General features: G+C 56.1%; 24 protein-coding genes. 23 read left to right on the top strand and 1 reads right to left on the bottom strand.

All coding sequences use genetic code 11. The features are described from left to right. Positions 1-271: 271 nt before the first annotated feature. The 19 genes from rpmH to KUV52_RS18185 all read left to right on the top strand — a co-directional run bounded on the left by rpmH (position 272) and on the right by KUV52_RS18185 (position 16,562). Positions 272-406, top strand: a complete 135-nt coding sequence (gene rpmH, locus KUV52_RS18275; protein WP_222210176.1) for a 50S ribosomal protein L34 — start codon at positions 272-274, stop codon at positions 404-406. 22 nt (positions 407-428) lie between these two features. Continuing rightward, positions 429-788 (top strand): ribonuclease P protein component, encoded by a 360-nt coding sequence (gene rnpA / locus KUV52_RS18270; RefSeq protein WP_222527383.1) that lies wholly within the window; start codon positions 429-431, stop codon positions 786-788. Continuing rightward, positions 752-1,006, top strand: coding sequence for a membrane protein insertion efficiency factor YidD (gene yidD / locus KUV52_RS18265; RefSeq protein ID WP_222527382.1), 255 nt, complete (start codon positions 752-754; stop codon positions 1,004-1,006). The genes rnpA and yidD overlap by 37 nt, the downstream gene beginning before the upstream one ends. Positions 1,007-1,009: 3 nt before the next feature. Next, a complete protein-coding gene (gene yidC, locus KUV52_RS18260; protein ID WP_222527381.1) occupies positions 1,010-2,629 on the top strand; it encodes a membrane protein insertase YidC in 1,620 nt (539 codons plus the stop codon). A gap of 70 nt (positions 2,630-2,699) precedes the next feature. Next, positions 2,700-4,067: a tRNA uridine-5-carboxymethylaminomethyl(34) synthesis GTPase MnmE gene (gene mnmE / locus KUV52_RS18255; protein ID WP_222527380.1), complete on the top strand. Its 1,368-nt coding sequence runs from the start codon at positions 2,700-2,702 to the stop codon at positions 4,065-4,067. Between the two features lie 126 nt (positions 4,068-4,193). Then, entirely contained in the window at positions 4,194-4,634 is a 441-nt protein-coding gene (gene mioC, locus KUV52_RS18250; protein ID WP_222527379.1) for an FMN-binding protein MioC, read from the top strand. A gap of 426 nt (positions 4,635-5,060) precedes the next feature. After that, positions 5,061-6,950 (top strand): tRNA uridine-5-carboxymethylaminomethyl(34) synthesis enzyme MnmG, encoded by a 1,890-nt coding sequence (mnmG, locus tag KUV52_RS18245; RefSeq protein ID WP_222527378.1) that lies wholly within the window; start codon positions 5,061-5,063, stop codon positions 6,948-6,950. Positions 6,951-7,042: 92 nt separating this feature from the next. Then, entirely contained in the window at positions 7,043-7,666 is a 624-nt protein-coding gene (rsmG, locus tag KUV52_RS18240) for a 16S rRNA (guanine(527)-N(7))-methyltransferase RsmG (RefSeq protein ID WP_222527377.1), read from the top strand. Positions 7,667-7,676: 10 nt separating this feature from the next. After that, positions 7,677-8,471 (top strand): ParA family protein, encoded by a 795-nt coding sequence (locus tag KUV52_RS18235; RefSeq protein WP_222527376.1) that lies wholly within the window; start codon positions 7,677-7,679, stop codon positions 8,469-8,471. 10 nt (positions 8,472-8,481) lie between these two features. Further along, positions 8,482-9,384: a ParB/RepB/Spo0J family partition protein gene (locus KUV52_RS18230; protein WP_222527375.1), complete on the top strand. Its 903-nt coding sequence runs from the start codon at positions 8,482-8,484 to the stop codon at positions 9,382-9,384. A gap of 242 nt (positions 9,385-9,626) precedes the next feature. Next, entirely contained in the window at positions 9,627-10,049 is a 423-nt protein-coding gene (locus tag KUV52_RS18225; protein WP_222527374.1) for an ATP synthase subunit I, read from the top strand. Positions 10,050-10,067: 18 nt separating this feature from the next. Beyond that, positions 10,068-10,889: a F0F1 ATP synthase subunit A gene (gene atpB, locus KUV52_RS18220; RefSeq protein ID WP_222527373.1), complete on the top strand. Its 822-nt coding sequence runs from the start codon at positions 10,068-10,070 to the stop codon at positions 10,887-10,889. 42 nt (positions 10,890-10,931) lie between these two features. Further along, complete coding sequence (gene atpE / locus KUV52_RS18215; protein ID WP_083771263.1) at positions 10,932-11,162, top strand: F0F1 ATP synthase subunit C; 231 nt, start codon at positions 10,932-10,934, stop codon at positions 11,160-11,162. Between the two features lie 77 nt (positions 11,163-11,239). After that, positions 11,240-11,710, top strand: a complete 471-nt coding sequence (atpF, locus tag KUV52_RS18210; RefSeq protein WP_222527372.1) for a F0F1 ATP synthase subunit B — start codon at positions 11,240-11,242, stop codon at positions 11,708-11,710. An 18-nt stretch (positions 11,711-11,728) separates the two neighbouring features. Next, positions 11,729-12,262 (top strand): F0F1 ATP synthase subunit delta, encoded by a 534-nt coding sequence (gene atpH / locus KUV52_RS18205; RefSeq protein ID WP_222527371.1) that lies wholly within the window; start codon positions 11,729-11,731, stop codon positions 12,260-12,262. Between the two features lie 14 nt (positions 12,263-12,276). Then, positions 12,277-13,818: a F0F1 ATP synthase subunit alpha gene (gene atpA / locus KUV52_RS18200; protein ID WP_222527370.1), complete on the top strand. Its 1,542-nt coding sequence runs from the start codon at positions 12,277-12,279 to the stop codon at positions 13,816-13,818. Positions 13,819-13,838: 20 nt separating this feature from the next. Next, a complete protein-coding gene (gene atpG, locus KUV52_RS18195; RefSeq protein WP_222527369.1) occupies positions 13,839-14,702 on the top strand; it encodes a F0F1 ATP synthase subunit gamma in 864 nt (287 codons plus the stop codon). 33 nt (positions 14,703-14,735) lie between these two features. Beyond that, complete coding sequence (gene atpD / locus KUV52_RS18190) at positions 14,736-16,118, top strand: F0F1 ATP synthase subunit beta (RefSeq protein WP_222527368.1); 1,383 nt, start codon at positions 14,736-14,738, stop codon at positions 16,116-16,118. Between the two features lie 18 nt (positions 16,119-16,136). Next, positions 16,137-16,562, top strand: a complete 426-nt coding sequence (locus tag KUV52_RS18185; RefSeq protein WP_222527367.1) for a F0F1 ATP synthase subunit epsilon — start codon at positions 16,137-16,139, stop codon at positions 16,560-16,562. 40 nt (positions 16,563-16,602) lie between these two features. Here KUV52_RS18185 and KUV52_RS18180 read toward each other — a convergent pair whose 3' ends face one another. Then, positions 16,603-17,508, bottom strand: coding sequence for a DMT family transporter (locus KUV52_RS18180; RefSeq protein ID WP_222527366.1), 906 nt, complete (start codon positions 17,506-17,508; stop codon positions 16,603-16,605). 77 nt (positions 17,509-17,585) lie between these two features. Here KUV52_RS18180 and glmU point away from each other — a divergent pair, with 77 nt between their 5' ends. The 4 genes from glmU to ccoG all read left to right on the top strand — a co-directional run bounded on the left by glmU (position 17,586) and on the right by ccoG (position 23,257). Further along, a complete protein-coding gene (glmU, locus tag KUV52_RS18175; RefSeq protein ID WP_222527365.1) occupies positions 17,586-18,938 on the top strand; it encodes a bifunctional UDP-N-acetylglucosamine diphosphorylase/glucosamine-1-phosphate N-acetyltransferase GlmU in 1,353 nt (450 codons plus the stop codon). A gap of 110 nt (positions 18,939-19,048) precedes the next feature. Continuing rightward, positions 19,049-19,822 carry a DeoR/GlpR family DNA-binding transcription regulator gene (locus tag KUV52_RS18170; RefSeq protein ID WP_222527364.1) on the top strand — a complete coding sequence of 258 codons (774 nt, stop codon included), beginning with the start codon at positions 19,049-19,051 and terminating at the stop codon, positions 19,820-19,822. Positions 19,823-19,832: 10 nt separating this feature from the next. Further along, positions 19,833-21,665 (top strand): glutamine--fructose-6-phosphate transaminase (isomerizing), encoded by a 1,833-nt coding sequence (glmS, locus tag KUV52_RS18165; RefSeq protein WP_222527363.1) that lies wholly within the window; start codon positions 19,833-19,835, stop codon positions 21,663-21,665. Between the two features lie 167 nt (positions 21,666-21,832). Further along, positions 21,833-23,257 (top strand): cytochrome c oxidase accessory protein CcoG, encoded by a 1,425-nt coding sequence (gene ccoG, locus KUV52_RS18160; RefSeq protein ID WP_222527362.1) that lies wholly within the window; start codon positions 21,833-21,835, stop codon positions 23,255-23,257. The last annotated feature ends 386 nt before the right edge of the window (positions 23,258-23,643 follow it).

The following is a 23,643-nucleotide window of genomic DNA, read 5'->3' as shown; positions in this document are numbered from 1 at the left end:
CGCGATCTTAAAGGGCTGGAAAGGGATCGCAATGATCCCTATAATTCCACCAGCGCCGATCTGATCTGGATCGGCCTGTCTATATCTTGGGGTGAATACACAAGGTTATCCACAATAACTAGTACTTCACACCTAATTGTCGCCGATGTTGTAATCAGCATTGACGGCATGGGCTGTCTTTTATTAGAATTCGGCCTCTTTTTTGACCCGCCAAGGCGCTTAGCTCTGGCGTCGAAAGTTAATCTGTACAGTTAACTGAACGGTAAAAGCCATGAAACGTACTTTTCAACCGAGCGTACTGAAGCGCAAGCGTAACCACGGTTTCCGTGCCCGTATGGCCACTAAAAAAGGTCGTCAGGTACTGGCCCGTCGTCGTGCCAAAGGCCGTGCTCGCCTGTCCGCGTAAGTTCATTACTCGGAGCGCCTCAATGGTGCGATACACCTATAGCCGGGAGCAGCGTCTGCTGACTCCCGGCGACTTCAAACCCGTCTTTGCTAACCCGGTCCGGGCAGCTTCCCCCCAACTGACACTTTTGGCCGTTCCTAACGAGCTGGGTCATCCCCGTATTGGATTGACCATCGCTAAGAAACAGGTCAAAAAAGCGTGTCAACGCAACCGCATCAAGCGGATCGTCAGAGACAGTTTTCGCCTCCATCAACACGACATTCCCGCCGTGGACATCGTTGTGATTGGTAAAAAGGGGGTTGAGCTACTGGATAACGCCGCCCTGCACAAGCTGGTGGATAAGTTATGGCGCAAGCTCTCTCGCCGCTGCAACGAGTCCTGATCCTACTGGTCAAGGGTTACCAGAAAGGGATAAGTCCCCTTCTGGGTCCCAGTTGCCGCTTCTCTCCCAGCTGCTCTCATTACGCCATTGGTGCAATTTCTCACCATGGCGTGCTTTATGGGAGTTGGTTAGCCATCCGCCGCATACTAAAATGTCACCCTTTGCATCCGGGCGGCATTGACCCGGTACCACCCGCCAAACGAGGCCGAGATCAATAACCTATGGATTCTCAACGTAATTTAATCCTTATCGGACTGCTGTTTGTCAGCTTCCTGCTGTGGCAACAGTGGACGCTGGATCAAGCCCCGCAAGCTGAAACTCCGGCCAGCCAGACCGTGGCTACCGCAGATAAGGCTAATGATGTTCCGCAATCCGCGACCAACTCCCAGGCACCTTCCGGTGAAACGGTTTCTGATCGACTGATCCAGGTAAAAACCGACACTCTGAATGTGACCATCGACGCCACCGGCGGCGATGTGGTGTTTGCGTCTCTGCCTGAGTACAAGGTTGAGCAGGGTGGCGAAGAAGCGCTGACCATTCTGGAGAACGAAAGCGGTTTCTCCTACATCGCCCAGAGCGGTCTGATTGGTCTCAATGGCCCGCACGCCAGCGGCCAGCGCCCGGTTTACCAGGTGCAGGGCAACGATTTCCAAATGAAGGAAGGCCAGGACACCCTGGTGGTACCGCTGATCTACACTGACGCCAATGGCGTTCAGTTTGAGAAGCGTTACACCTTTACTCGCGGTCATTACGACGTCCGTGTGGATTACGTTGTTAAGAACGACAGCGGTGCGCCGATCCAGGTGCAGATGTACAGCCAACTGAAACAAACCATCGGTCAGAGCGAAGGCAGCATGATGATGCCGACCTATCGCGGTGGCGCCTACTCCACAGCGGATACCCGCTATGAGAAGTACGCCTTCGACAAGATGGAGAAGAACAACCTGGCTGAGCGCACTCAGGGCGGCTGGATCGCCATGCTGCAGCACTACTTCGTTTCTGCCTGGGTTCCTTCTGCTGACAGCAGCAACGACATCTACTCCAACGTGGTTGGTGGCGATGCCATCATCGGCGTGAAGCAACCGGCAGTACAGATCGCTGCGGGTGCTGAACAAACCATGGGCGCAACCCTGTACGTAGGTCCGAAGAACCAGGAAGCCCTGTCTGCCCTCTCCCCCACCCTGAACCTGGTGGTGGATTACGGTTGGCTCTGGTTCATTGCCCAGCCGCTGCACAGCCTGCTGATGTTCCTGCAGAGCCTGGTGAGCAACTGGGGTGTGGCCATCATCCTGATGACTCTGATTATCCGTGGTTTCATGTACCCGCTGACCAAAGCGCAGTACACCTCCATGGCGAAGATGCGCAAGCTGCAGCCGAAACTGGCTGACCTGAAAGAGCGCTTTGGTGACGATCGCCAGCGCATGAGTCAGGCCATGATGGAGCTGTACCAGAAGGAGAAGGTGAACCCTATGGGCGGCTGTCTGCCGCTGCTGCTTCAGTTCCCGATCTTCATCGCCTTCTACTGGGTACTGCTGGAGAGTGTGGAACTGCGCCACGCGCCCTTCTTTGGCTGGATCACTGACCTTTCCGTGAAGGATCCCTACTACGTACTGCCTATCCTGATGGGTATCTCCATGTTCGCGATGCAGAAGATGCAGCCGACCATGGCCACCATGGATCCGATGCAGCAGAAGATCATGCAGTACATGCCGGTCATGTTCACCGTGTTCTTCCTGTGGTTCCCGTCCGGTCTGGTACTGTACTGGTTGGTCGGTAACCTGGTGGCGATTGCCCAGCAGTTGTTCATCTACCGGTCCCTGGAGAAACAGGGTCTGAAATAACCCTGAGAGGCGGCGCTTGCGCCGCCTTCTTTTTTAGTACACTTGCCACAAACCATCCGAACGTAATTGTATGACTGATCATCAGGACACCATCGTGGCCCAGGCCACCGCGCCCGGTCAGGGCGGGGTTGGGATTGTCCGGGTCTCCGGCCCATTGGCGGAAACCGTAGCAATGCAGGTACTGGGAAAAATCCCCAAAACCCGCTACGCCGAATACCTGCCATTCAAAGATGAGCACGGCCAGATTCTGGATCAGGGCATCGCCCTGATGTTCAAAGGGCCAAACTCCTTTACTGGCGAAGACGTTCTGGAACTCCAGGGCCACGGTGGCCCGGTGGTTCTGGATATGCTGATCCGCCGCATTCTTGCAGTACCCGGTCTGCGTACCGCCCGACCCGGCGAGTTCTCAGAGCGCGCTTTCCTGAATGACAAACTGGATCTGGCCCAGGCGGAAGCGATTGCCGACCTGATTGAAGCCAGCTCCGAGCAGGCGGTTCGCAGCGCCATGCAGTCCCTTCAGGGGGAGTTCTCGGGCCAGATCCATCAGTTGGTGGAACAGCTGACTCATCTGCGTATCTACGTAGAAGCGGCCATCGACTTCCCGGATGAAGAGGTGGACTTCCTCTCTGACGGACGCATCGCCGGCGACCTCTCCGCCATTGAAACCCGACTGGCTGAAGTGCGCCGTAGCGCCCGTCAGGGCGCGTTGATGCGGGAAGGGATGAAGGTGGTGATTGCCGGCCGCCCCAACGCGGGCAAATCCAGTCTTCTCAATGCTCTGGCGGGTCGGGAATCGGCGATCGTTACCGACATTGCGGGCACAACCCGCGATGTTCTGCGGGAGCATATCCATATCGATGGCATGCCCCTGCACATCATCGATACTGCGGGTTTGCGTGATGCCTCAGACGAAGTCGAGCGGATCGGCATTGAGCGCGCCTGGAGCGAGATTGCCCAGGCCGACCGCGTTCTACTGATGGTGGATGGCACTGAAACGGATGCCACCGATCCGCAAGCGATCTGGCCGGAGTTGATGGATCGCCTGCCCAAAGAGATGGGCCTGACGCTGATCCGCAACAAGGCCGATCTTACCGGTGAAAACGTGGACCACGGGCAGTCCGCTGGCCACCCGATGTTCCGCCTGAGCGCCAAAACCGGCGAAGGGGTGGAAGCACTGAAACAGCATCTCAAAGCCTGTATGGGCTACCAGGGCACCACCGAAGGGGGCTTTATGGCGCGTCAGCGTCACCTGGAGGCTCTCGAGCTGGCAGCAACGCATCTTGAGCAGGGCAAAGAGCAGCTGGAGGTGTTTATGGCGGGTGAACTGCTGGCCGAAGAGTTGCGTCTGGCTCAACAGGCGCTTGCTGAGATCACCGGGGAGTTCAGCTCCGATGATCTGCTGGGGCGGATCTTCTCCTCCTTCTGTATCGGCAAGTAAGCCCACCTCTCTGCGCTATCAGCCCGCCACCTTGGCGGGCTTTTTCTTTCCTGGCATTTCCCCGTCTCTCTCAGGACAATAATGACCACAGGCCAAGAGGCCTCTCTATCCACCAAGGAGATTTAAATGGCCCATATCGCCCTTATTATCGGCACCACCATGGGTGGCGCAGAAGCTGTGGCAGATGAACTGCAGGCGCAGTTGGAACAAGCCGGGCATCAGGTTACCGCCACGCAGGAGCCGGAGCTGAAGGAACTGCAGGCGATTCCGTCCTGGTTGGTGGTGACCTCGACCCATGGCGCGGGCGAATTACCGGACAATCTGCACGCTTTCCATGAGGCTCTCATGACCCAACAGCCGGATCTGAGTCCGATCAGGATTGCCCTATGTGGGATCGGTGATTCCAGCTATGACACCTTTTGTGGCGCACTTGATCTGCTTGATCCCCTATTGCGATCCTTGGGTGCGATCCCCCTTGTGGATGAAATCAAGATCGATGTCCAATCGCCAGAAATCCCTGAAGATCAAGCACTAAGCTGGTTAAGCCATTGGCAGGAACAGCTCTAACTCCCCTCTCCGATCCGGATCTTTCCACAAGCCTATCCTCCTTATACACAGATCAAGGATCTAACCACAGGGATCTGTGCATAGATTTGGATCAATCGGTGATCAACCTGGGTTTTATTCCCACCCCTAAATGGATGCGATCCCCCCCTGTGCATAAGTAGCCGATCTATCCTCAGGTTTTGATCCCATTAGATCGCCTATAGATCACAGCATACGATCCTTCTGGATCCCTTGGTATATCTAGGCTTCAGAGGGTTGTCCACAGAGATCGGGATCCCTAATAGAAAGATCAATAAAGGATCTTTAAATAGATCTTTTAAATATTAGGGATCGAGGGAGTTCGGAATGGTTAAGAAGTAACCTTCTCTAGAGCCAGAACCGGTGATAGAATGCAGCGCTTTTTTAGAACCGATAGGGTAGCAACGCATGCGAGTGCTGGAACATTATGATGTGATCGTGGTCGGCGGCGGCCATGCCGGAACCGAGGCGGCGTTAGCCAGTGCCCGGACCGGGGCCCGCACCCTTTTGCTGACCCATAACCTGGATACCCTTGGCCAGATGTCCTGCAACCCCGCCATCGGGGGTATTGGTAAAGGCCATCTGGTTAAAGAGATCGACGCACTTGGCGGTGCTATGGCACGCGCTACCGATCGTGCCGGTATCCAGTTCCGCACTTTGAACGCCTCTAAAGGTCCTGCCGTTCGTGCCACTCGTGCACAGGCGGATCGGGCCCTTTATCGTCAGGCGATCCAACAGATCCTGTTTAATCAGCCCAACCTGCAGATCTTCCAGCAGGGGGTGAACGATCTGATCCTTGATGGTGATAAGGTCACTGGTGTTATCACCGATGCTGGCATCCACTTTGGCGCTGAAGCGGTGGTACTCACGGTGGGTACCTTCCTGGATGGCAAGATCCACATCGGTATGGACAACTATGCCGGTGGCCGTATCGGTGACACCAATGCGGTTCGACTGGCTCATCGTCTGCGCGAACTGCCACTGCGAATCGATCGACTGAAGACCGGTACCCCAGCGCGTCTTGATGCACGCTCCCTGGACTTCTCCGTGATGCAGGAACAACCCGGCGATAACCCGACTCCGGTGTTTTCCTATATTGGTGACCGGTCTGAACAGCCTAGACAGATCTCCTGTTACATCACTCACACCAATGAGCGTACCCACGAGATCATTCGTGCCGGTCTGGATCGCAGTCCGATGTACACCGGGGTGATCGAAGGGATCGGTCCTCGCTACTGCCCCTCCGTTGAAGACAAGGTGATGCGTTTTGCCGACAAAACCTCTCACCAGATCTTTGTCGAGCCGGAAGGCCTGAACAGCATTGAGATTTACCCCAATGGGATCTCCACCTCCCTGCCCTTCGACGTGCAGATGGAGCTGGTGCACTCCATCAAAGGGTTTGAGCAAGCCCGGATCCTGCGTCCCGGTTATGCCATCGAGTACGATTTCTTTGATCCGCGTGATCTGAAAGCCTCGCTGGAGAGCAAGTTCCTTGAAGGGCTGTTCTTTGCCGGCCAGATCAACGGCACTACCGGCTATGAAGAAGCCGGTGCACAAGGTCTGCTGGCTGGCCTTAACGCCGCTCGCCGCGTCCGTGGTGAAGCAGGCTGGGCCCCACGTCGTGACCAGGCCTATCTGGGTGTACTGGTGGATGATCTTTCCACCCTCGGTACCCAGGAGCCTTACCGCATGTTCACCTCCCGCGCTGAGCACCGTTTGCTGCTGCGTGAAGACAATGCGGATCTGCGTCTGACTGAGATCGGTCGGGAGATGGGGCTGGTGGACGATGAGCGTTGGGCCAAGTTTAACGCCAAGGTGGAAGCGATCGAGCTGGAGCGTCAACGCCTGCGCAGTACCTGGGTACAGAAAGACAGCGCTGCGGCTGAAGCGCTTAACCCTCTGCTGAAGTCGCCCCTGGCCCGGGAAGCCAATCTTGAAGAGCTGTTGCGTCGTCCTGAACTCAGCTATGGCCAGATCATGGCGGTTGAGGAGCTCGGCCCGACACTGGACAATGAGCAGGCTGCTGAGCAGGTGGAGATCCAGGTGAAGTACGCTGGCTACATCGAGCGTCAGAAAGACGAGATCGAAAAAGCCCGCCGTCATGAGCAAACGGCTCTGCCTCTGGATCTGGATTACCGTCAGGTGAAAGGCCTGTCCAACGAGGTGGTGGCCAAACTGATGGAGCACAAGCCGGAAACCCTGGGCAGTGCTTCCCGCATCTCCGGCGTGACTCCGGCGGCGATCTCTCTGCTGCTGGTTTACCTGAAAAAACACGGTCTGCTTCGCAAGAGCGCTTAATCGCGCTGTCTCAGGCTCGCGGCAGGGCTTCCCATGCTCTGCCGCGGCCTTCATAATGACTCTTTAAACTCTTTTCTTAGGGGAACCCTTCCGTGTTGGCGAAACGCCTGTCGACCCTGATTAACCAAAGTGGTCTTACTGTCAGTGCCGAGCAACAGGCCCAGCTGGTTGAGCTGGTGCAGATGCTGGACAAGTGGAATAAGGCGTACAACCTCACCTCGGTTCGGGATCCCATGGATATGCTTGAGAAGCATATTCTGGACAGCATTGTCGTCGGCCCCCATCTGCAGGGCCGTCGTTTTATCGATGTGGGAACCGGTCCAGGATTGCCCGGATTGCCTCTGGCGATCTGCAACCCTGACAAAGAGTTCGTTTTGCTTGATAGCCTGGGCAAACGGATTCGGTTTATCCGCCAGGTGATCCATTCCCTGGGACTGACCAATGTGACTGCCGTAGAAAGCCGGGTGGAAGCCTATCAGCCGGAGCAGAAGTTTGATGCTGTTCTGAGCCGGGCGTTTGCTTCGCTTCAGGATATGCTGACCTGGTGCGCCCATCTGCCGGCAGAGCAGGGTCATTTCCTGGCCCTCAAGGGGCAACTGGATGAAGAGGAACTGAAGGCGATCCCCGCCCAGTTCCAGGTGCAAAATACCGTGGTGTTGAAGGTGCCCGGGCTGGACGCTCAGCGTCACCTGGTACAAGTCAAAAAAGTGGATTGAGGGAACTGCAGTGGCAAAAGTGATCGCGATTGCAAACCAGAAAGGTGGCGTGGGTAAAACCACCACCAGCATCAACCTGGCGGCATCCATGGCCGCGACCCGGCGTAAGGTGCTGTTGATCGATCTGGATCCCCAGGGCAATGCCACCATGGGCAGCGGCGTGGACAAATACGAGGTGGAGAACACCGCCTATGAACTGCTGGTGGACGACAAACCTGCTGATGAGGTGATCGTTCGTGACACCAGCGGCAAGTATGACCTGATTGCCGCCAACGCTGACGTGACCGCCGCAGAGATCAAACTGATGGAGTTCTTTGCCCGGGAAGTTCGTCTGCGCAACGCCCTGGCACCGATACTGGATAAGTACGATTACATTTTCATCGACTGCCCACCTTCGCTGAACATGCTGACCGTCAACGCGATGGGTGCTGCGGACTCCGTAGTGATCCCGATGCAGTGCGAGTATTACGCCCTGGAAGGGCTGACGGCGCTGATGGACACCATTGGCAAACTGGCTCAGGTAGTGAACCCCAGACTCACCATCGAGGGGATCCTGCGCACCATGTACGACCCTCGCAACCGACTGGCCAACGACGTATCTGACCAGCTCAAGCAGCACTTTGGCGACAAGGTGTACCGGACCGTCATCCCGCGCAATGTCCGTCTGGCTGAAGCCCCAAGTTTTGGCGCTCCGGCGATGTACTACGACAAGAGCAGCGCGGGGGCCAAGGCCTATCTGGCGTTGGCCGGTGAGATGCTGCGCCGGGCAGAATCTGCCCGGGTGACCGAGACCGAACAGGCTTAAGAGGAATCAGATGTCCCCGAAAAAACGTGGATTAGGAAAAGGGCTGGATGCCCTGCTCGGTGGCAGCCAGGCGGTAGCCCAGCGTCAACCCGGTCCTGAGGCGCCAGCGGCGCCTCAGAGTCGTGATGGCTTGTCTCAGTTGCCGGTTGAGGCGCTGCGCCGCGGGGTATACCAGCCCCGCCGCGATATGTCCGACGAGGCGCTGGAGGAGCTGGCCAGCTCCATCAAAGCCCAGGGCGTGATTCAGCCCATCATTGTTCGGCAACTGGCGGGCGACCGCTACGAGATCATCGCGGGTGAGCGCCGCTGGCGTGCCGCCCAGATGGCTGGTCTGGATACGGTTCCCTGTCTGATCAAGCAGGTCGAGGACAACGCGGCCGTCGCCATCGCCCTGATTGAAAACATTCAGCGTGAAGACCTCAACGCCATGGAAGAGGCGATTGCCCTGAAGCGTCTGGCTGATGAGTTTGAGTTAACTCATGCTCAGGTGGCGGAAGCGGTGGGTAAATCCCGCGCGACAGTCACCAACCTGATGCGCCTCAACAGCCTCAACGAAGAGGTCAAAACCCTGCTGGAGCATGGCGATATTGATATGGGCCATGCCCGGGCTCTGCTGGCTCTGAATGGTGATGCCCAAACTCTGGCTGCCCGTCAGGTTGCTGGCAAAGAACTGACGGTTCGCGAAACGGAGAAGCTGGTTCAGAAGTTATTGGAGCCCGCCCCCGTCGCGACCCCTAAACAGCCGGATCCGGACATTGTCCGGTTGGCTGAGCAGCTGACCGAGCGCCTGGGCGCGCAGGTTGCCATCAATCACGGCAACAAGGGCAAAGGCAAACTTGTGATCAATTACACGGACCTGGATCAGCTGGATGGGATCCTGGTCAAACTGGCTCCGGAGTTGGTTGAGCGTTAATTGTTCGCAGACCGGAGGGGATGGAACTGAAATTTTCCTCTTTTCCGGTCAAATTTCCTTTGATTCCGAAAAAATATCGCTAAAAATCCCTTACCACTCATTCGCTTGTGTTTTTGTGTGATACGCAGGTCGAATTATGTCTTTCTCCCGTGCCATGGATCACACTTGCCCACCATCGGCTAAGTTGCATCCGACCTCCAACCCGGTATACTTTCGCAGGCTTTTAAGGTGGAAATCGGCTATTGCCGATTTTTTTCCATAAAAACTCAGCGGAGCTTGATTCATTGATTAGCCAACTGGCTCGCCAGCGACGGAGTGCGGCCTACCAAGTAGTACTCGCACAGCTGGGGATGACGTTGTTGATGAGTGGGTCAGGTTACCTGATATGGGGAATGGAGGCGGCCATGCTGACGGCTAAAGGCGGCTCAATCGCCACCATTCCCAGTTTCGTGTTCGCCACACTGGCGTTTTACAAGGTCCGGGCAAGGGACGCGGTTTCCGTGCTTGGTCTGTTCTACGTCGGCGTGACGATCAAACTGATGCTAACCATGGTGCTGTTCACCTACGTGTTGTCCACGACAGATCTGGCATACCCAGGCGCCCTGTTCGTCGGCTACATCGGGGCGTTGATGGCACATTGGGCAGCACCTTTGTTTTTCAAATAAAAACAATTGGGATGAACGATGGCAGACACTCCGCAGGAATATATCCGCCACCATCTCACAAACGGTAAAGTGTGTATGACCGATGACGGTCTTTCATTCTTTAAAGCTTGTGACGATGCGGGTTTCTGGACCTGGCATTTTGATTCATTACTGTTCTCGGTTGGTCTCGGTGTCCTCTTCCTATGGCTGTTCCACCGTGTCGGTAAACGCGCGACCACTGGCGTCCCTGGCAAGCTGCAATGCTTTGTCGAGATGATGGTGGAGTGGGTTGACGGTACGGTGAAGGATACGTTCCACGGCCGCAGCAAACTCATCGCCCCCCTGGCTCTGACCATCTTCGTCTGGGTATTCCTGATGAACCTGATGGATCTGGTCCCGGTGGACTTTATTCCCCACGCCGCCTATCTCTCCGGAGTTGAGTACTTCAAGATCGTTCCTACGACCGACTTGAACATCACCCTGGCGATGGCTCTGGGCGTATTCGTTCTGATGATCGGATACAGCATCAAGGTGAAAGGGGTATCTGGGTTTGTTAAGGAGCTGACACTCCACCCGTTCAACCATCCGGTAATGATCCCGTTCAACTTCGTACTGGAAACAGTCACCCTGCTGGCGAAGCCTATCTCTCTGTCGCTTCGTCTGTTCGGTAACCTGTATGCCGGCGAATTGATCTTCATTCTTATTGCCATTCTTTACACCAGCGGCATGGTGATTGGCTCCATGGGTGTGGTTCTCCACATTCTGTGGGCGATCTTCCACATCCTGGTGATCGTGTTGCAGGCCTTCATCTTCATGATGCTGACGATTGTGTATCTCAGCATGGCAAGTGAAGACCACTAAGAATCTGGCAAATAATAATTTTTTCGTTAGTTCAAAGCTTATTTGGAGACAATCATGGAACTGACCTACATCGCTGTTGCTGTACTGATTGGTGTTTGTGCCCTGGGTACTGCCATTGGTTTCGCTATCCTGGGTGGCAAATTCCTGGAAGCAACTGCTCGTCAGCCTGAAATGGCCCCTGCTCTGCAGACCAAAATGTTCATCGTAGCTGGTCTGTTGGATGCCGTACCGATGATCGGTGTTGGTATCGCCATGTACATGCTGTTCGCGTAAGGCCCCCTATCCGCAATAGCAATTAAGGGTTTCGCCAGTTGGCGAAACTTGCTTTGGATTAGAGAGGAGATGCCGTTGTGAGTATCAACGCGACCCTTATCGGTCAGGCCATCGCCTTCATCATCTTTGTTTGGTTCTGCATGAAGTTCGTATGGCCGCCGCTGCTGGCTGCCATCGAAGAGCGCCAGAAGAAGATTGCTGACGGTCTGGCCAACGCCGAACGCGCAAGCAAAGACTTGGATCTGGCTCAGCAGAAAGCAACTGATCAGATCAAGGAAGGCAAGCAACAAGCGGCTGAGATCATCGAACAGGCCAACAAACGTGGTGCTCAGATCGTGGAAGAAGCGAAGGCAGAAGCCGAAGCTGTCCGCGCCAAGATCATCGCCCAAGGCCATGCGGAAATTGACGCCGAACGTAACCGCGCTCGGGATCAACTGCGTGCTCAGGTAGCCACTCTGGCTGTCGTGGGCGCCGAGAAGATCCTTCAGCGTTCCATTGATGCCGACGCGCACAGTGACATTGTCGAAAAGCTGGCTGCGGAGCTGTAAGCAAAGGGAGAGGGCTAAATGTCTGAACTGACCACCGTTGCTCGCCCTTACGCCAAAGCCGCTTTCGAATTTGCTGTCGAAAAGCAGGCGGTGGACCACTGGGCACAGATGCTGGCCTTTTTGGCCGAAGTTGCGGTCAATGAGACCGTAGCTGATCTGCTGTCCGGTCAGGTCAACGCCGAGCAGCTCGCCGAGATCTTTATCCAGATCGGCGGCGAGCAAGTCGACGAGCATGGTCAGAACCTGATCAGGGTTCTGGCAGAAAATGGACGCCTGGTAGCGCTGCCGGCGGTTGCTCAACAGTTCGTTGAACTGCGTGAAGCGTGGCAGAAGGAGATCACCGCTGAGGTGCAATCCGCTGTCGAGCTGAGCGAAGAGCAACAGGCCAATATCGCAGCGTCACTGGAACAACGTTTGGCACGCAAAGTGAAGCTGAACTGCAGCGTCAATCCGGACCTGATTGCTGGCGTGATTATCACTGCTGGTGACCTGGTTATCGACGGATCGGTACGCGGCAAACTCAGCCGCTTGTCCGATACGCTGCAATCCTAATTGGGGATGTGAGCATGCAACTGAATTCCACTGAAATCAGCGAACTGATCAAGAGCCGTATTGAGCAGTTCAATGTTGTCAGCGAAGCTCGCAACGAAGGTACCATCGTTTCTGTAAGCGACGGTATTGTCCGCATCCACGGCCTGGCCGATGTGATGCAGGGCGAGATGATCGAGCTGCCTGGCAACCGTTACGCCATCGCATTGAACCTGGAGCGTGACTCCGTTGGTGCGGTAGTAATGGGCCCCTACGCCGACCTGGCTGAGGGCGTAAAAGTTAAATCCACTGGCCGTATTCTGGAAGTTCCGGTTGGCCGTGGCCTGCTGGGCCGCGTGGTGAATACCCTGGGTGAGCCGATCGACGGCAAGGGCCCCATCGACAACGATGGTTTTGCCCCTGTTGAAGTGATCGCTCCGGGCGTAATTGACCGTGAAGGCGTATCCCAGCCGGTACAGACTGGTTATAAGTCCGTCGACTCCATGATTCCGATCGGTCGCGGTCAGCGTGAGCTGATCATCGGTGACCGTCAGACTGGTAAGACTGCGATGGCCATCGACGCCATCATCAACCAGCGTAATTCCGGCATTAAGTGTGTTTACGTAGCGATTGGCCAGAAGGCCTCCACCATCGCCAACGTAGTACGCAAGCTGGAAGAGCACGGCGCTCTGCAGAACACCATCGTTGTTGTGGCTTCCGCTTCTGAAGCGGCTGCTCTGCAGTACCTGGCTCCGTACTCCGGTTGTACCATGGGTGAATACTTCCGTGACCGCGGTGAAGATTCTCTGATCGTGTACGATGACCTGTCCAAGCAGGCCGTTGCTTACCGTCAGATCTCTCTGCTGCTGCGTCGTCCGCCGGGCCGTGAAGCGTTCCCGGGTGACGTATTCTACCTCCACTCCCGTCTGCTGGAGCGTGCTTCCCGTGTAAACGCGGAGTACGTTGAGCGTTTCACCAACGGTGAAGTGAAAGGCCAGACCGGTTCTCTGACCGCTCTGCCGATCATCGAAACCCAAGCTGGTGACGTATCTGCATTCGTACCGACCAACGTAATCTCCATTACCGATGGTCAGATCTTCCTGGAAACCAACCTGTTCAACGCCGGCCTGCGTCCTGCTGTGAACCCGGGTATCTCTGTATCCCGTGTAGGTGGTGCTGCCCAGACCAAGATCATCAAGAAGCTGTCCGGTGGTATCCGTACCGCTCTGGCTCAGTACCGCGAACTGGCGGCCTTTGCTCAGTTCTCCTCTGACTTGGATGACGCCACCCGTGCCCAGCTGGAGCATGGTGAGCGCGTTACCGAGCTGATGAAGCAGAAGCAGTACGCTCCGATGAGCGTGGCAGACCAGGCTGTGGTGATCTTCTCCGCTGAGAAGGGCTTCCTGAAGTCCATCGAAGTTGCCAAGATCGGTGCCTTCGAAGCCGCTCTGCTTTCCTACATGAACAGCGAACACGCTGAGCTGATGAAACTGATCAACGACACCGGTGATTACAACGGTGACATCGAAGGTCAGCTGCAGGCAGCTCTGGACAAGTTCGTTGCCACTCAAACCTGGTAACAGGTCAAGGAGAGTAAGAGATGTCCGGCGCTAAAGAGATCCGAACCAAGATCGCGAGTGTTAAAAACACTCAGAAGATCACTTCTGCGATGGAGATGGTGGCCGCATCCAAGATGCGTCGTGCGCAAGAGCGCATGAACTCCAGCCGTCCCTACGCAGAAAGCATGCGTAAGGTTATCGGTCACATCGCGCAAGGCTCTCTCGAGTACAAGCATCCTTACCTGGAAGAACGCGAGGTCAAGAACGTGGGCTACATCGTAGTTTCCACTGATCGTGGCCTCTGCGGTGGTCTGAACGTCAACCTGTTCAAGCAGGTGCTGAAGTCCGCCAAAGACTGGCAAGCCCAAGGGGCCCAAGTGCAGTTCGCTGCAGTGGGCTCCAAAGGCGCCCAGTTCTTCCAAACCTTTGGCGGTGATGTGGTCGCCCAGGTTAGCGGTCTCGGTGATGAGCCGAGTCTGACCGACCTGATCGGCTCCGTGAAAGTGATGCTGGATGCCTTCGATGAGGGCAAGCTGGATCGTCTGTACCTGGTGTTCAACCAATTCGTGAACACCATGAAACAGGATCCGGTGATCGATCAACTGCTGCCGTTGCCCAAGATGGACGCGACTGAAAAACCCCACGCCTGGGATTACCTGTACGAGCCCGACGAGCCGAAACCGATGCTGGATAAGCTTCTGGTTCGCTACGTTGAGTCCGTCGTGTATCAGGGTGTGGTGGAAAATGCCGCGTCAGAGCAGGCTGCCCGTATGGTTGCGATGAAAGCCGCAACCGACAATGCTGGCAACCTGATCGACGATCTGCAACTGGTGTACAACAAGGCTCGTCAGGCTGCTATTACTCAGGAGCTTAGCGAGATTTGTGCCGGTGCCGCAGCGGTTTAAGGCAACGGTTTAGACAGAATCAGAGGATTTATCATGAGCACAGGTACTGTTGTTCAGGTGATCGGTGCGGTAGTCGACGTGGAGTTTCCACAAGACGCCGTACCTCAGGTCTATGACGCCCTGACCGTATCCAATGATGGTGCCAGCCTGGTGCTGGAAGTTCAGCAGCAGCTGGGCGGCGGCGTAGTCCGTACCATCGCAATGGGTGCGTCCGAAGGTCTGCGTCGCGGCCTGAAAGCAACCAACACCGGTAACACCATCCAGGTGCCGGTTGGTACTGCGACCCTGGGTCGTATCATGAACGTACTGGGCGAGCCCATCGATGAAGCGGGCCCGATCGGCGAAGAAGAGCGTTGGTCCATCCACCGCGAAGCCCCCAGCTACGAAGACCAATCCAGCGCCACCGAGCTGCTGGAAACCGGCGTAAAGGTAATCGACCTGGTATGTCCGTTCGCTAAGGGCGGTAAAGTAGGTCTGTTCGGCGGCGCGGGTGTGGGTAAGACCGTTAACATGATGGAGCTTATCCGTAACATCGCCATCGAGCACTCCGGTTACTCCGTATTCGCCGGTGTAGGTGAGCGGACCCGTGAAGGTAACGACTTCTACCACGAGATGAAAGAGTCCAACGTACTGGACAAAGTATCTCTGGTATATGGCCAGATGAACGAGCCGCCGGGTAACCGTCTGCGCGTTGCACTGACCGGTCTGACCATGGCTGAGAAGTTCCGTGACGAAGGTCGTGACGTACTGTTGTTCGTTGACAACATCTACCGTTACACCCTGGCCGGTACTGAAGTATCCGCACTGCTGGGTCGTATGCCCTCTGCAGTAGGTTACCAGCCGACTCTGGCGGAAGAGATGGGCGTTCTGCAGGAGCGTATTGCTTCTACCCGAACTGGCTCCATTACCTCCGTACAGGCCGTTTACGTACCTGCGGATGACTTGACTGACCCGTCTCCGGCTACCACCTTCGCCCACTTGGATGCGACCGTGGTACTGAGCCGTGATATCGCCGCTCGCGGTATCTACCCGGCGATCGACCCGCTGGATTCCACCTCTCGTCAGCTGGATCCGCTGGTCATCGGTCAGGAGCACTATGATGTGGCTCGTGGTGTGCAGTCTGTACTGCAGCGCTACAAAGAGCTGAAAGACATCATTGCCATCCTGGGTATGGACGAACTGTCCGAAGAGGACAAGCAGACCGTAGCCCGCGCCCGTAAGATCGAGCGTTTCCTGTCTCAGCCCTTCTTCGTAGCGGAAGTATTCACCGGTTCTCCGGGTAAGTACGTCCCGCTGAAAGAAACCATCCGTGGTTTTAAAGGGATTCTGGACGGTGAGTTCGATCACCTGCCGGAGCAGGCCTTCTACATGGTTGGTTCTATCGACGAAGCCATTGAGAAAGGCAAGAACGTTTAATCTATCCGGGAGGATGAGATGGCAATGACTGTTCACTTGGATGTCGTCAGCGCTGAAAAGCGCCTCTTCTCCGGTCTTGTAGAAACTCTGCAAGTCACCGGTACTGAGGGTGAACTGGGGATCCTGCCCGGTCACGTGCCGCTGCTGACTGCCATCAAGCCCGGTATGGTTCGCATCGTTAAGCAATACGGTGAAGTCGAGGTTATCTACCTGTCTGGTGGTATCCTCGAGGTTCAACCGGATTACGTGACCGTATTGGCTGATGTGGCCGTACGGGCCGAAGACATCGACGTGGAAGCGGCCCGCGAAGCCAAGCGCAACGCGGAAGAGCGCATCGCTAACGCCGGTGTGGACTTCGATTACGACGCGGCCCAGATTGAGCTGGCGAAAGCCCTGGCTCAGCTGCGAGTGGTGGAAACCATCCGTAAGAACCTGGGTAAGTAACATTCCCATGAGAAAAAGCGCCGCAATCGCGGCGCTTTTTTTATGCCTGTTCTTCCCTGATCGCGCGGTCCTGCAGCAATAGCCAAATCAGTGCCAGGACGGTCAGCACCAGTCCCGGTAAAACACCCCAGCCGGGAGAATGCCCGCCCATCGCTAAGTTCAGCAACAGTACGAATGCGGGAGTCAACAGACTGTAGGCATTGGCACTGCTGCCTCCGACCACCAGTGCTGCGCTTTGAAATAGGAAGAAAGTCACCATGGTGGTGGCGACGGCCAACCAGATGATGGCCATCCATTGCGCGGAATTGGGTAGCGCCAACGGTGGCTGCCACAGCAGTGCTGCCAGAGTCAGCCAGCCGGTTCCGGTGATCAGCGACCAGCCCGTCACCTTCAGCATCGATTCGCCCCGGTGCAGTACTTTGAGTACCAGGGGGTAGATCCCCATCAGCAGACAGGCCATCAGAAAATGGGTATTGCCCGGTGGCCAGCCCCCCTGCCCCAGTTGACTCAGTTTTCCACCGGTCAGAACCCATAGTGCACCAAGTGCTCCGGCTACCAGAGCCAGTAACCGTGATGGCTGAGGTGATTGCCGCCAGAACATCCAGGCTAACAGTGCACTGAACAGCGGCACCAGGGTGGCCAGGCTGCCCATCGCCAGGGCTGAAGCGCTCTTACCGGCGATAAACATCAGCAGGAAAAAGCCTGTCAGGGGCAGGCTTATCAAGCTGTAACGGCCAATCGCCTGCCAGCCTGGCCACTGAAGCAGCCCTTGCCACCTGAGCAGGCATACAAACCCCAGCGCCGCGAGAGCGAAACGCAGCCAGGTTGTCAGCAGCGGCGAGTACTGGCTGCCAAGAAAGTTAGCCAGTGGGAAAGAGGTGCTGATCAGTAAGGCGTAGATCAGCAGCTGGATATGCGCTTTGGAGACGGAAGACAGCATCGGCATGGCGCTAAGGAGACCCTTATTTTACTCATCACTCTGCGTATAATATGCCCCTAGATCAAATCATCGAGACCCGGAAAATGAAGTTGGAAGTTGTCATCCTCGCCGCAGGGATGGGCACCCGGATGAAGTCCAAGCTGCCAAAGGTGCTTCACCCGGTGGCTGGCAAACCCATGGTTCAGCATGCCATTGATGCCGTTGCCCCCCTTAACCCCCACCGGACTCACCTGGTGTATGGCCACGGTGCTGACCAGCTCAAGGCGGCACTGGGACACAACCAGGTTGAATGGGCGCTGCAGGCGGAACAGCTGGGCACAGGTCATGCGGTGAACATGGCGGACTGGGATGACGACAGTACGGTTCTCGTGCTCTACGGCGATGTGCCGCTTATCCAGACTCAGACACTGGAGCGACTGCTGGCGGTTCAGCCGAAGAACGGCATCGGTTTGCTGACGGTCATTTTGGACAATCCCACGGGTTATGGTCGCATTGTTCGCGATAACGGGGTTGTTACCGCCATCGTGGAACAGAAGGACGCCAATGAGGCGCAACTGGCCATTACCGAGGTGAACACCGGCATTCTGGTGGCACCGGGTAAAGCGCTGAAAGGTTGGCTGGCCAATCTTTCCAACAACAATGCTCAGGGTGAATATTACCTGACGGATGTGATCGCCATGGCGGCTGCCGAAGGGGGAGTCGAAACCGCCCAGCCCGACAGTGCCATTGAGGTTGAGGGGGCCAATAACCGCCTTCAACTGGCGGCACTTGAGCGCGCTTACCAGGCTCGAGCAGCAGAGCAACTGATGCTGTCCGGCGTCACACTGATCGACCCTGCCCGCTTCGACCTGCGCGGCACACTGACCAACGGCTCGGACATCACCATCGACATTAACGTGGTGATTGAAGGCAATGTCACCATTGAGGATGACGTGGTGATCGGCGCTGGCTGTCTGTTGAAGGATTGCCATATCGGTAAGGGCAGTGTGATTAAGCCCTACACCATTGTTGAAGGGGCCACCGTCGGCGAAGTGTGCACCGCGGGCCCATTTGCCCGCCTGCGCCCCGGTGCTGAACTGGTTCAGGACAGCCACATCGGTAACTTTGTGGAGATGAAAAAGGCCCGTTTGGGTAAAGGCTCCAAAGCGAATCACCTGGCCTACATCGGCGATGCCGAGGTGGGGGATAAGGTGAACATCGGTGCAGGCACCATCACCTGCAACTACGATGGCGCCAACAAACACCTGACCGTCATCGAAGATGAGGTGTTTGTGGGTTCTGACAGCCAACTGGTTGCGCCGGTGCGCATCGCCAGAGGCGCCACCATTGCGGCGGGCTCCACCATCACCAAAGATGTGGGCGAAGGGGAATTGGTACTGACCCGAACCAAGCAGAAACACATCAGCAACTGGCAGCGTCCGCAGAAAAAGCGCTGAACAGCATCACCGAAAAAGGCGGCCTGTATGGCCGCTTTTTTTATCTCGACTTGATCTGTTTTGTTTTGTTTTTATACTTACGAACTTTCGAAACGAAACTTATTGAGAGCATGTCGAAACGCAATACCCAACAACGGCGCCACAAAATCATGGCCAAGCTCAGCGAACAGGGTGAGGTCAGCGTTGATGAACTGGCGCGTGAACTGGAAACCTCCGAGGTCACCATCCGTAAGGACCTGGCCACTCTGGAGTCCAGTGGGTTGCTGCTGCGTCGCTATGGTGGTGCCATCGCCATGCCCTCCGAAATCCTTCAGGACGACCCCATCCACAGCCCTTCACGCTACAAGGCGGCTATTGGCCGGATGGCGGCGGCGCAGATCCGGGACCATCAACGAATCGTCATCGACAGTGGCCGCACTACAGCGGCACTGATTGGGGAGCTTGGAGAGAAGCGGGGCCTGGTGGTGATGACCAACTCCCTCAACAGTGCCAATGCGCTGCGAGAGTTGGAGAACGAACCTACCCTTCTGATGACCGGGGGCACCTGGGACCCTCACTCCGAGTCATTCCAGGGCCAGGTGGCCGAACAGGTATTGCGGGCGTACGACTTTGATCAGCTGTTTATCGGTGCCGATGGCATCGACATTGCCCGCGGCACCACCACCTTTAACGAGCTGATTGGCCTGTCCCGGGTGATGGCCGAGGTAGCGCGGGAGGTCAATGTGATGGTGGAGTCGGACAAGATAGGCCGTCGCATCCCCAACCTCGAACTGCCCTGGGACAAGGTGACTCGTTTGATCACCGATGAGCGCCTCGATAACGAGGCCCGACAACAGATTGAATCGCAGGGGGTGCTGGTGATCTGCGCCTCCTTGGAAAATTAGGAGACACCCTATGTGTGGGATTGTTGGTGCAGTAGCACAACGTGATGTGGCTGAGATTCTGGTCGAAGGCCTGAAACGTCTGGAGTACCGCGGTTACGACTCCGCCGGTGTTGCCGTACTGAATGGTGCCGGCGATCTGGGCCGTTTGCGTCGTCTGGGTAAAGTGCAGGAGCTGGCCTCTGCCCTGGACGAGACACCGCTGGCGGGCGGCACCGGTATTGCGCATACCCGTTGGGCCACCCACGGTGAACCGTCCGAGCGGAATGCGCACCCCCATGTCTCCAGTGACGAGATCGCCGTAGTGCATAACGGCATCATCGAGAACCATGTTGACCTGCGGACCATGTTGCAGGGGCTGGGCTACGTGTTCAGCTCCGATACTGACACTGAGGTAATCGCCCACCTGGTGCATCATGAGCGTAAGCGCACCGACTCTCTGCTGGCGGCGGTACAGGCCACCGTTAAGCAACTGGAAGGGGCTTATGGCACCGTTGTGATGGATTGCCGTGACCCGGAGCGTCTGGTTGTCGCCCGCTCTGGCAGCCCGCTGGTGGTGGGTTATGGCCTGGGTGAACACTTTATCGCTTCAGACCAGTTGGCTCTGCTGCCGGTAACCCGTCGTTTTGCCTTCCTTGAAGAGGGGGACGTGGCCGAAATCACCCGTCGTGAAGTGGCGATCTACGACATCAATGGCGAGCAGGTTGAGCGTGAAATCAAGGAATCTGAAGTCAGCCATGATGCCGGTGATAAAGGTCCCTACCGTCACTACATGATGAAGGAGATCTACGAGCAGCCGACGGCTCTGCAGCGTACCCTGGAAGGGCGTCTAAGTGCGGGTAAGGTGGCCCTGGATGCCTTTGGTGACAATTCTGCGGAGCTACTGGCTCAGGTGAAGCATGTCCAGATCATCGCTTGTGGCACCAGCTATCATGCGGGCATGGTGGCACGTTACTGGCTGGAGCAGCATGCCGGGGTCTCCTGTAACGTAGAGATCGCTTCTGAGTTCCGCTATCGCAAATCTCATGTGTTCCCCAACAGCTTGCTGGTGACCATCTCCCAGTCCGGTGAAACAGCCGATACCCTGGCTGCCCTGCGTCTGGCCAAGGAGATGGGTTACATGGCCAGTCTGACCATCTGCAACGTGCCCGGCTCCTCCCTGGTACGCGAGTCCGACATGGCGTACATGATGAAGGCTGGCGCAGAGATTGGCGTGGCCTCCACCAAAGCGTTTACCGTGCAACTGGCGGCCTTGCTGATGCTGACTGGTGCCATTGGCATCCACAACGGCATGAATGAGGAAACGGTTGGTCACCTGGTGTCTGCGCTGCAGGCTCTGCCGAGTAAGGTGGAGCAGGCACTTAGCCTGAATGATGCCATCGAAGCGCTGGCGGAAGATTTCGCGGATAAACACCATGCTCTGTTCCTGGGGCGTGGTGAGCAGTACCCCATCGCGATGGAGGGGGCGCTCAAGCTGAAAGAGATCTCCTACATTCACGCCGAAGCGTACGCCTCCGGTGAACTAAAGCATGGTCCGCTGGCCCTGATCGATGCGGATATGCCAGTGATTGTTGTCGCACCTAATAACGAACTGCTGGAAAAGCTGAAGTCCAACGTCGAAGAGGTGCGTGCTCGCGGTGGTCTGATGTACGTCTTTGCGGATGTGGATGCCCGCTTTGAGAGCGACGAGACAATGAAGGTGATCCCGGTGCCTCATTGCGACGAGTTCATCGCACCCATTATCTACACCCTGCCGCTGCAGTTGCTCTCCTACTATGTGGCACTGATTAAGGGTACCGACGTGGACCAGCCGAGAAACCTGGCCAAATCCGTCACGGTGGAGTAAGTCACAGCACCAGAGAAAGGGCGCCTTCGGGCGTCCTTTTTTGTGCTTAATCGATAGCCATACCCTTCTTGATCGACTTTTTAGTATCATCCGTGATCAGGGTCACCCTTGCGGTGTTGCGATCTTGTTAGGGTGTGCCCCAAAGACGTGAGGAGTCAGGCAGTCCTATGGATCAGCAGTCCAAAAAGTCCCTCGGCCGCGAGGGTCAACCCATTACTGTACAGCCAGCCAGGCAAGGCGCGGCCACACGGGGCAATCCACGCAATAGGATCTACGTTCGGAAAACCGACGGGGTCTGGTCCCAGCTGCGCCGCCGAATGGGCTGGGTGATGATGGGACTTTTCCTGCTTTTACCCTGGCTTCCCTGGGGTGACCGGCAGGCGGTACTGTTCGATCTGGCCCAGCGCAAATTCTACGTGTTCGGACTGACCATCTGGCCTCAGGATCTGATCCTGCTGGCGTTGCTGTTCATGATTGCGGCTTTTGCCCTGTTCTTCTTTACTACCTTTCTTGGCAGGGTCTGGTGTGGCTACATGTGTCCCCAGTCCGTCTGGACCTTTATCTACATCTGGTTTGAAGAGAAGATAGAGGGGCCCCGAAACAAACGGATGAAGCTTGATCAGGCCCCCTGGGACTGGAACAAGCTGTGGCGAAAAACCGCCAAACACAGTGCCTGGATACTGATAGCCTTGGTGACCGCCCTCACCTTCCTCTCCTACTTCTATCCCAGTCGCGAGCTGTACCTGGACTTCTTTACCGGGCAGGCGCCGGGCGTCATCTACTTCTGGGCACTGTTCTTCACCTTCTGTACCTACGGGAATGCGGGCTGGATGCGGGAGATCATGTGTCTCCATATGTGCCCCTATGCCCGCTTCCAGTCGGCCATGTTTGATAGCGATACCTTTATCGTGGGTTATGACACCAAGCGCGGCGAAACTCGGGGCCCACGGGGACGCAAACAGGATCCGAAAGCGATGGGACTGGGTGACTGCATCGATTGCAGCCTCTGCGTCCAGGTGTGCCCAACGGGCATCGATATTCGCAACGGTCTTCAATATGAGTGCATCAACTGTGGCGCCTGCATTGATACCTGTGACGACGTGATGGCCAAGATGGGGTACGACAAAGGGCTGATCAGTTACACCACTGAACGACAGCTGGCGGGAGGGGAGTCCAAAGTGGCCCGTCCCAAGCTTTTGGGTTACGGCGTTGTGCTGGGCGTGATGGTGTTGGGCTTTATCTACACCTTGCTGACATTGGCGCCAGTACAGATCGATGTACTGCGTGACCGGAACCAACTGTACCGTGAGACCCGGGACGGATTGGTGGAGAACGTCTATACCCTGAGGTTGCTGAACAAGACGGATCAGGATCAGCAGTTCAACCTGTCGGTAACCGGACTTCCTGAATATCGTTGGAGTGGTGATCAAACCGTGCGTGTGGCAGCGGGTGAGGTTTATACCCTGCCTATCAGTGTGGCGGTGGACCCTTTCCATCTGAAAAAGCCGATGACGGAGATCATCTTCGAATTAAATAGTGTCGATGGCCAACTGCAAAGTCAGACGGAATCACGATTTATAAGCAGTATGTAGCCCCTTAAATAGACAACATGTGGAAAAAAGACGCGTTGAGGGCAAAAAACACCCTAACGCGTCTTTTTTATAAAAAAACTATTGCGAGTAAAAATCCCGGCCCTATAATGCGCTCCTTGTCGACGGGGCAAAGCGAAACAGAAAGCGCTGAGCCACCAAGGCCTCCAAGAGGGCTTGGTTAAAACTTCGATGGTCGGAAAGGAAAGTTGAAAAACACCCTTGACGATGACGGAGGAAAGCGTAGAATGCGCCTCCTGCCTTGATGAGGCAACGCTCTTTAACAATTAGTCAGACAATCTGTGTGGGCACTCACGCAGTGTTGAGAAATCATCATTTTCTCGATGCTACTGAGTGACACCAAGTTAATTCAGTATTCATTGAGTAGC

This window comes from Ferrimonas balearica, from assembly GCF_019802055.1.
Taxonomy (GTDB): Bacteria; Pseudomonadota; Gammaproteobacteria; order Enterobacterales; family Shewanellaceae; genus Ferrimonas; species Ferrimonas balearica_A.
This window is presented reverse-complemented; position numbering and strand designations above follow the sequence as displayed.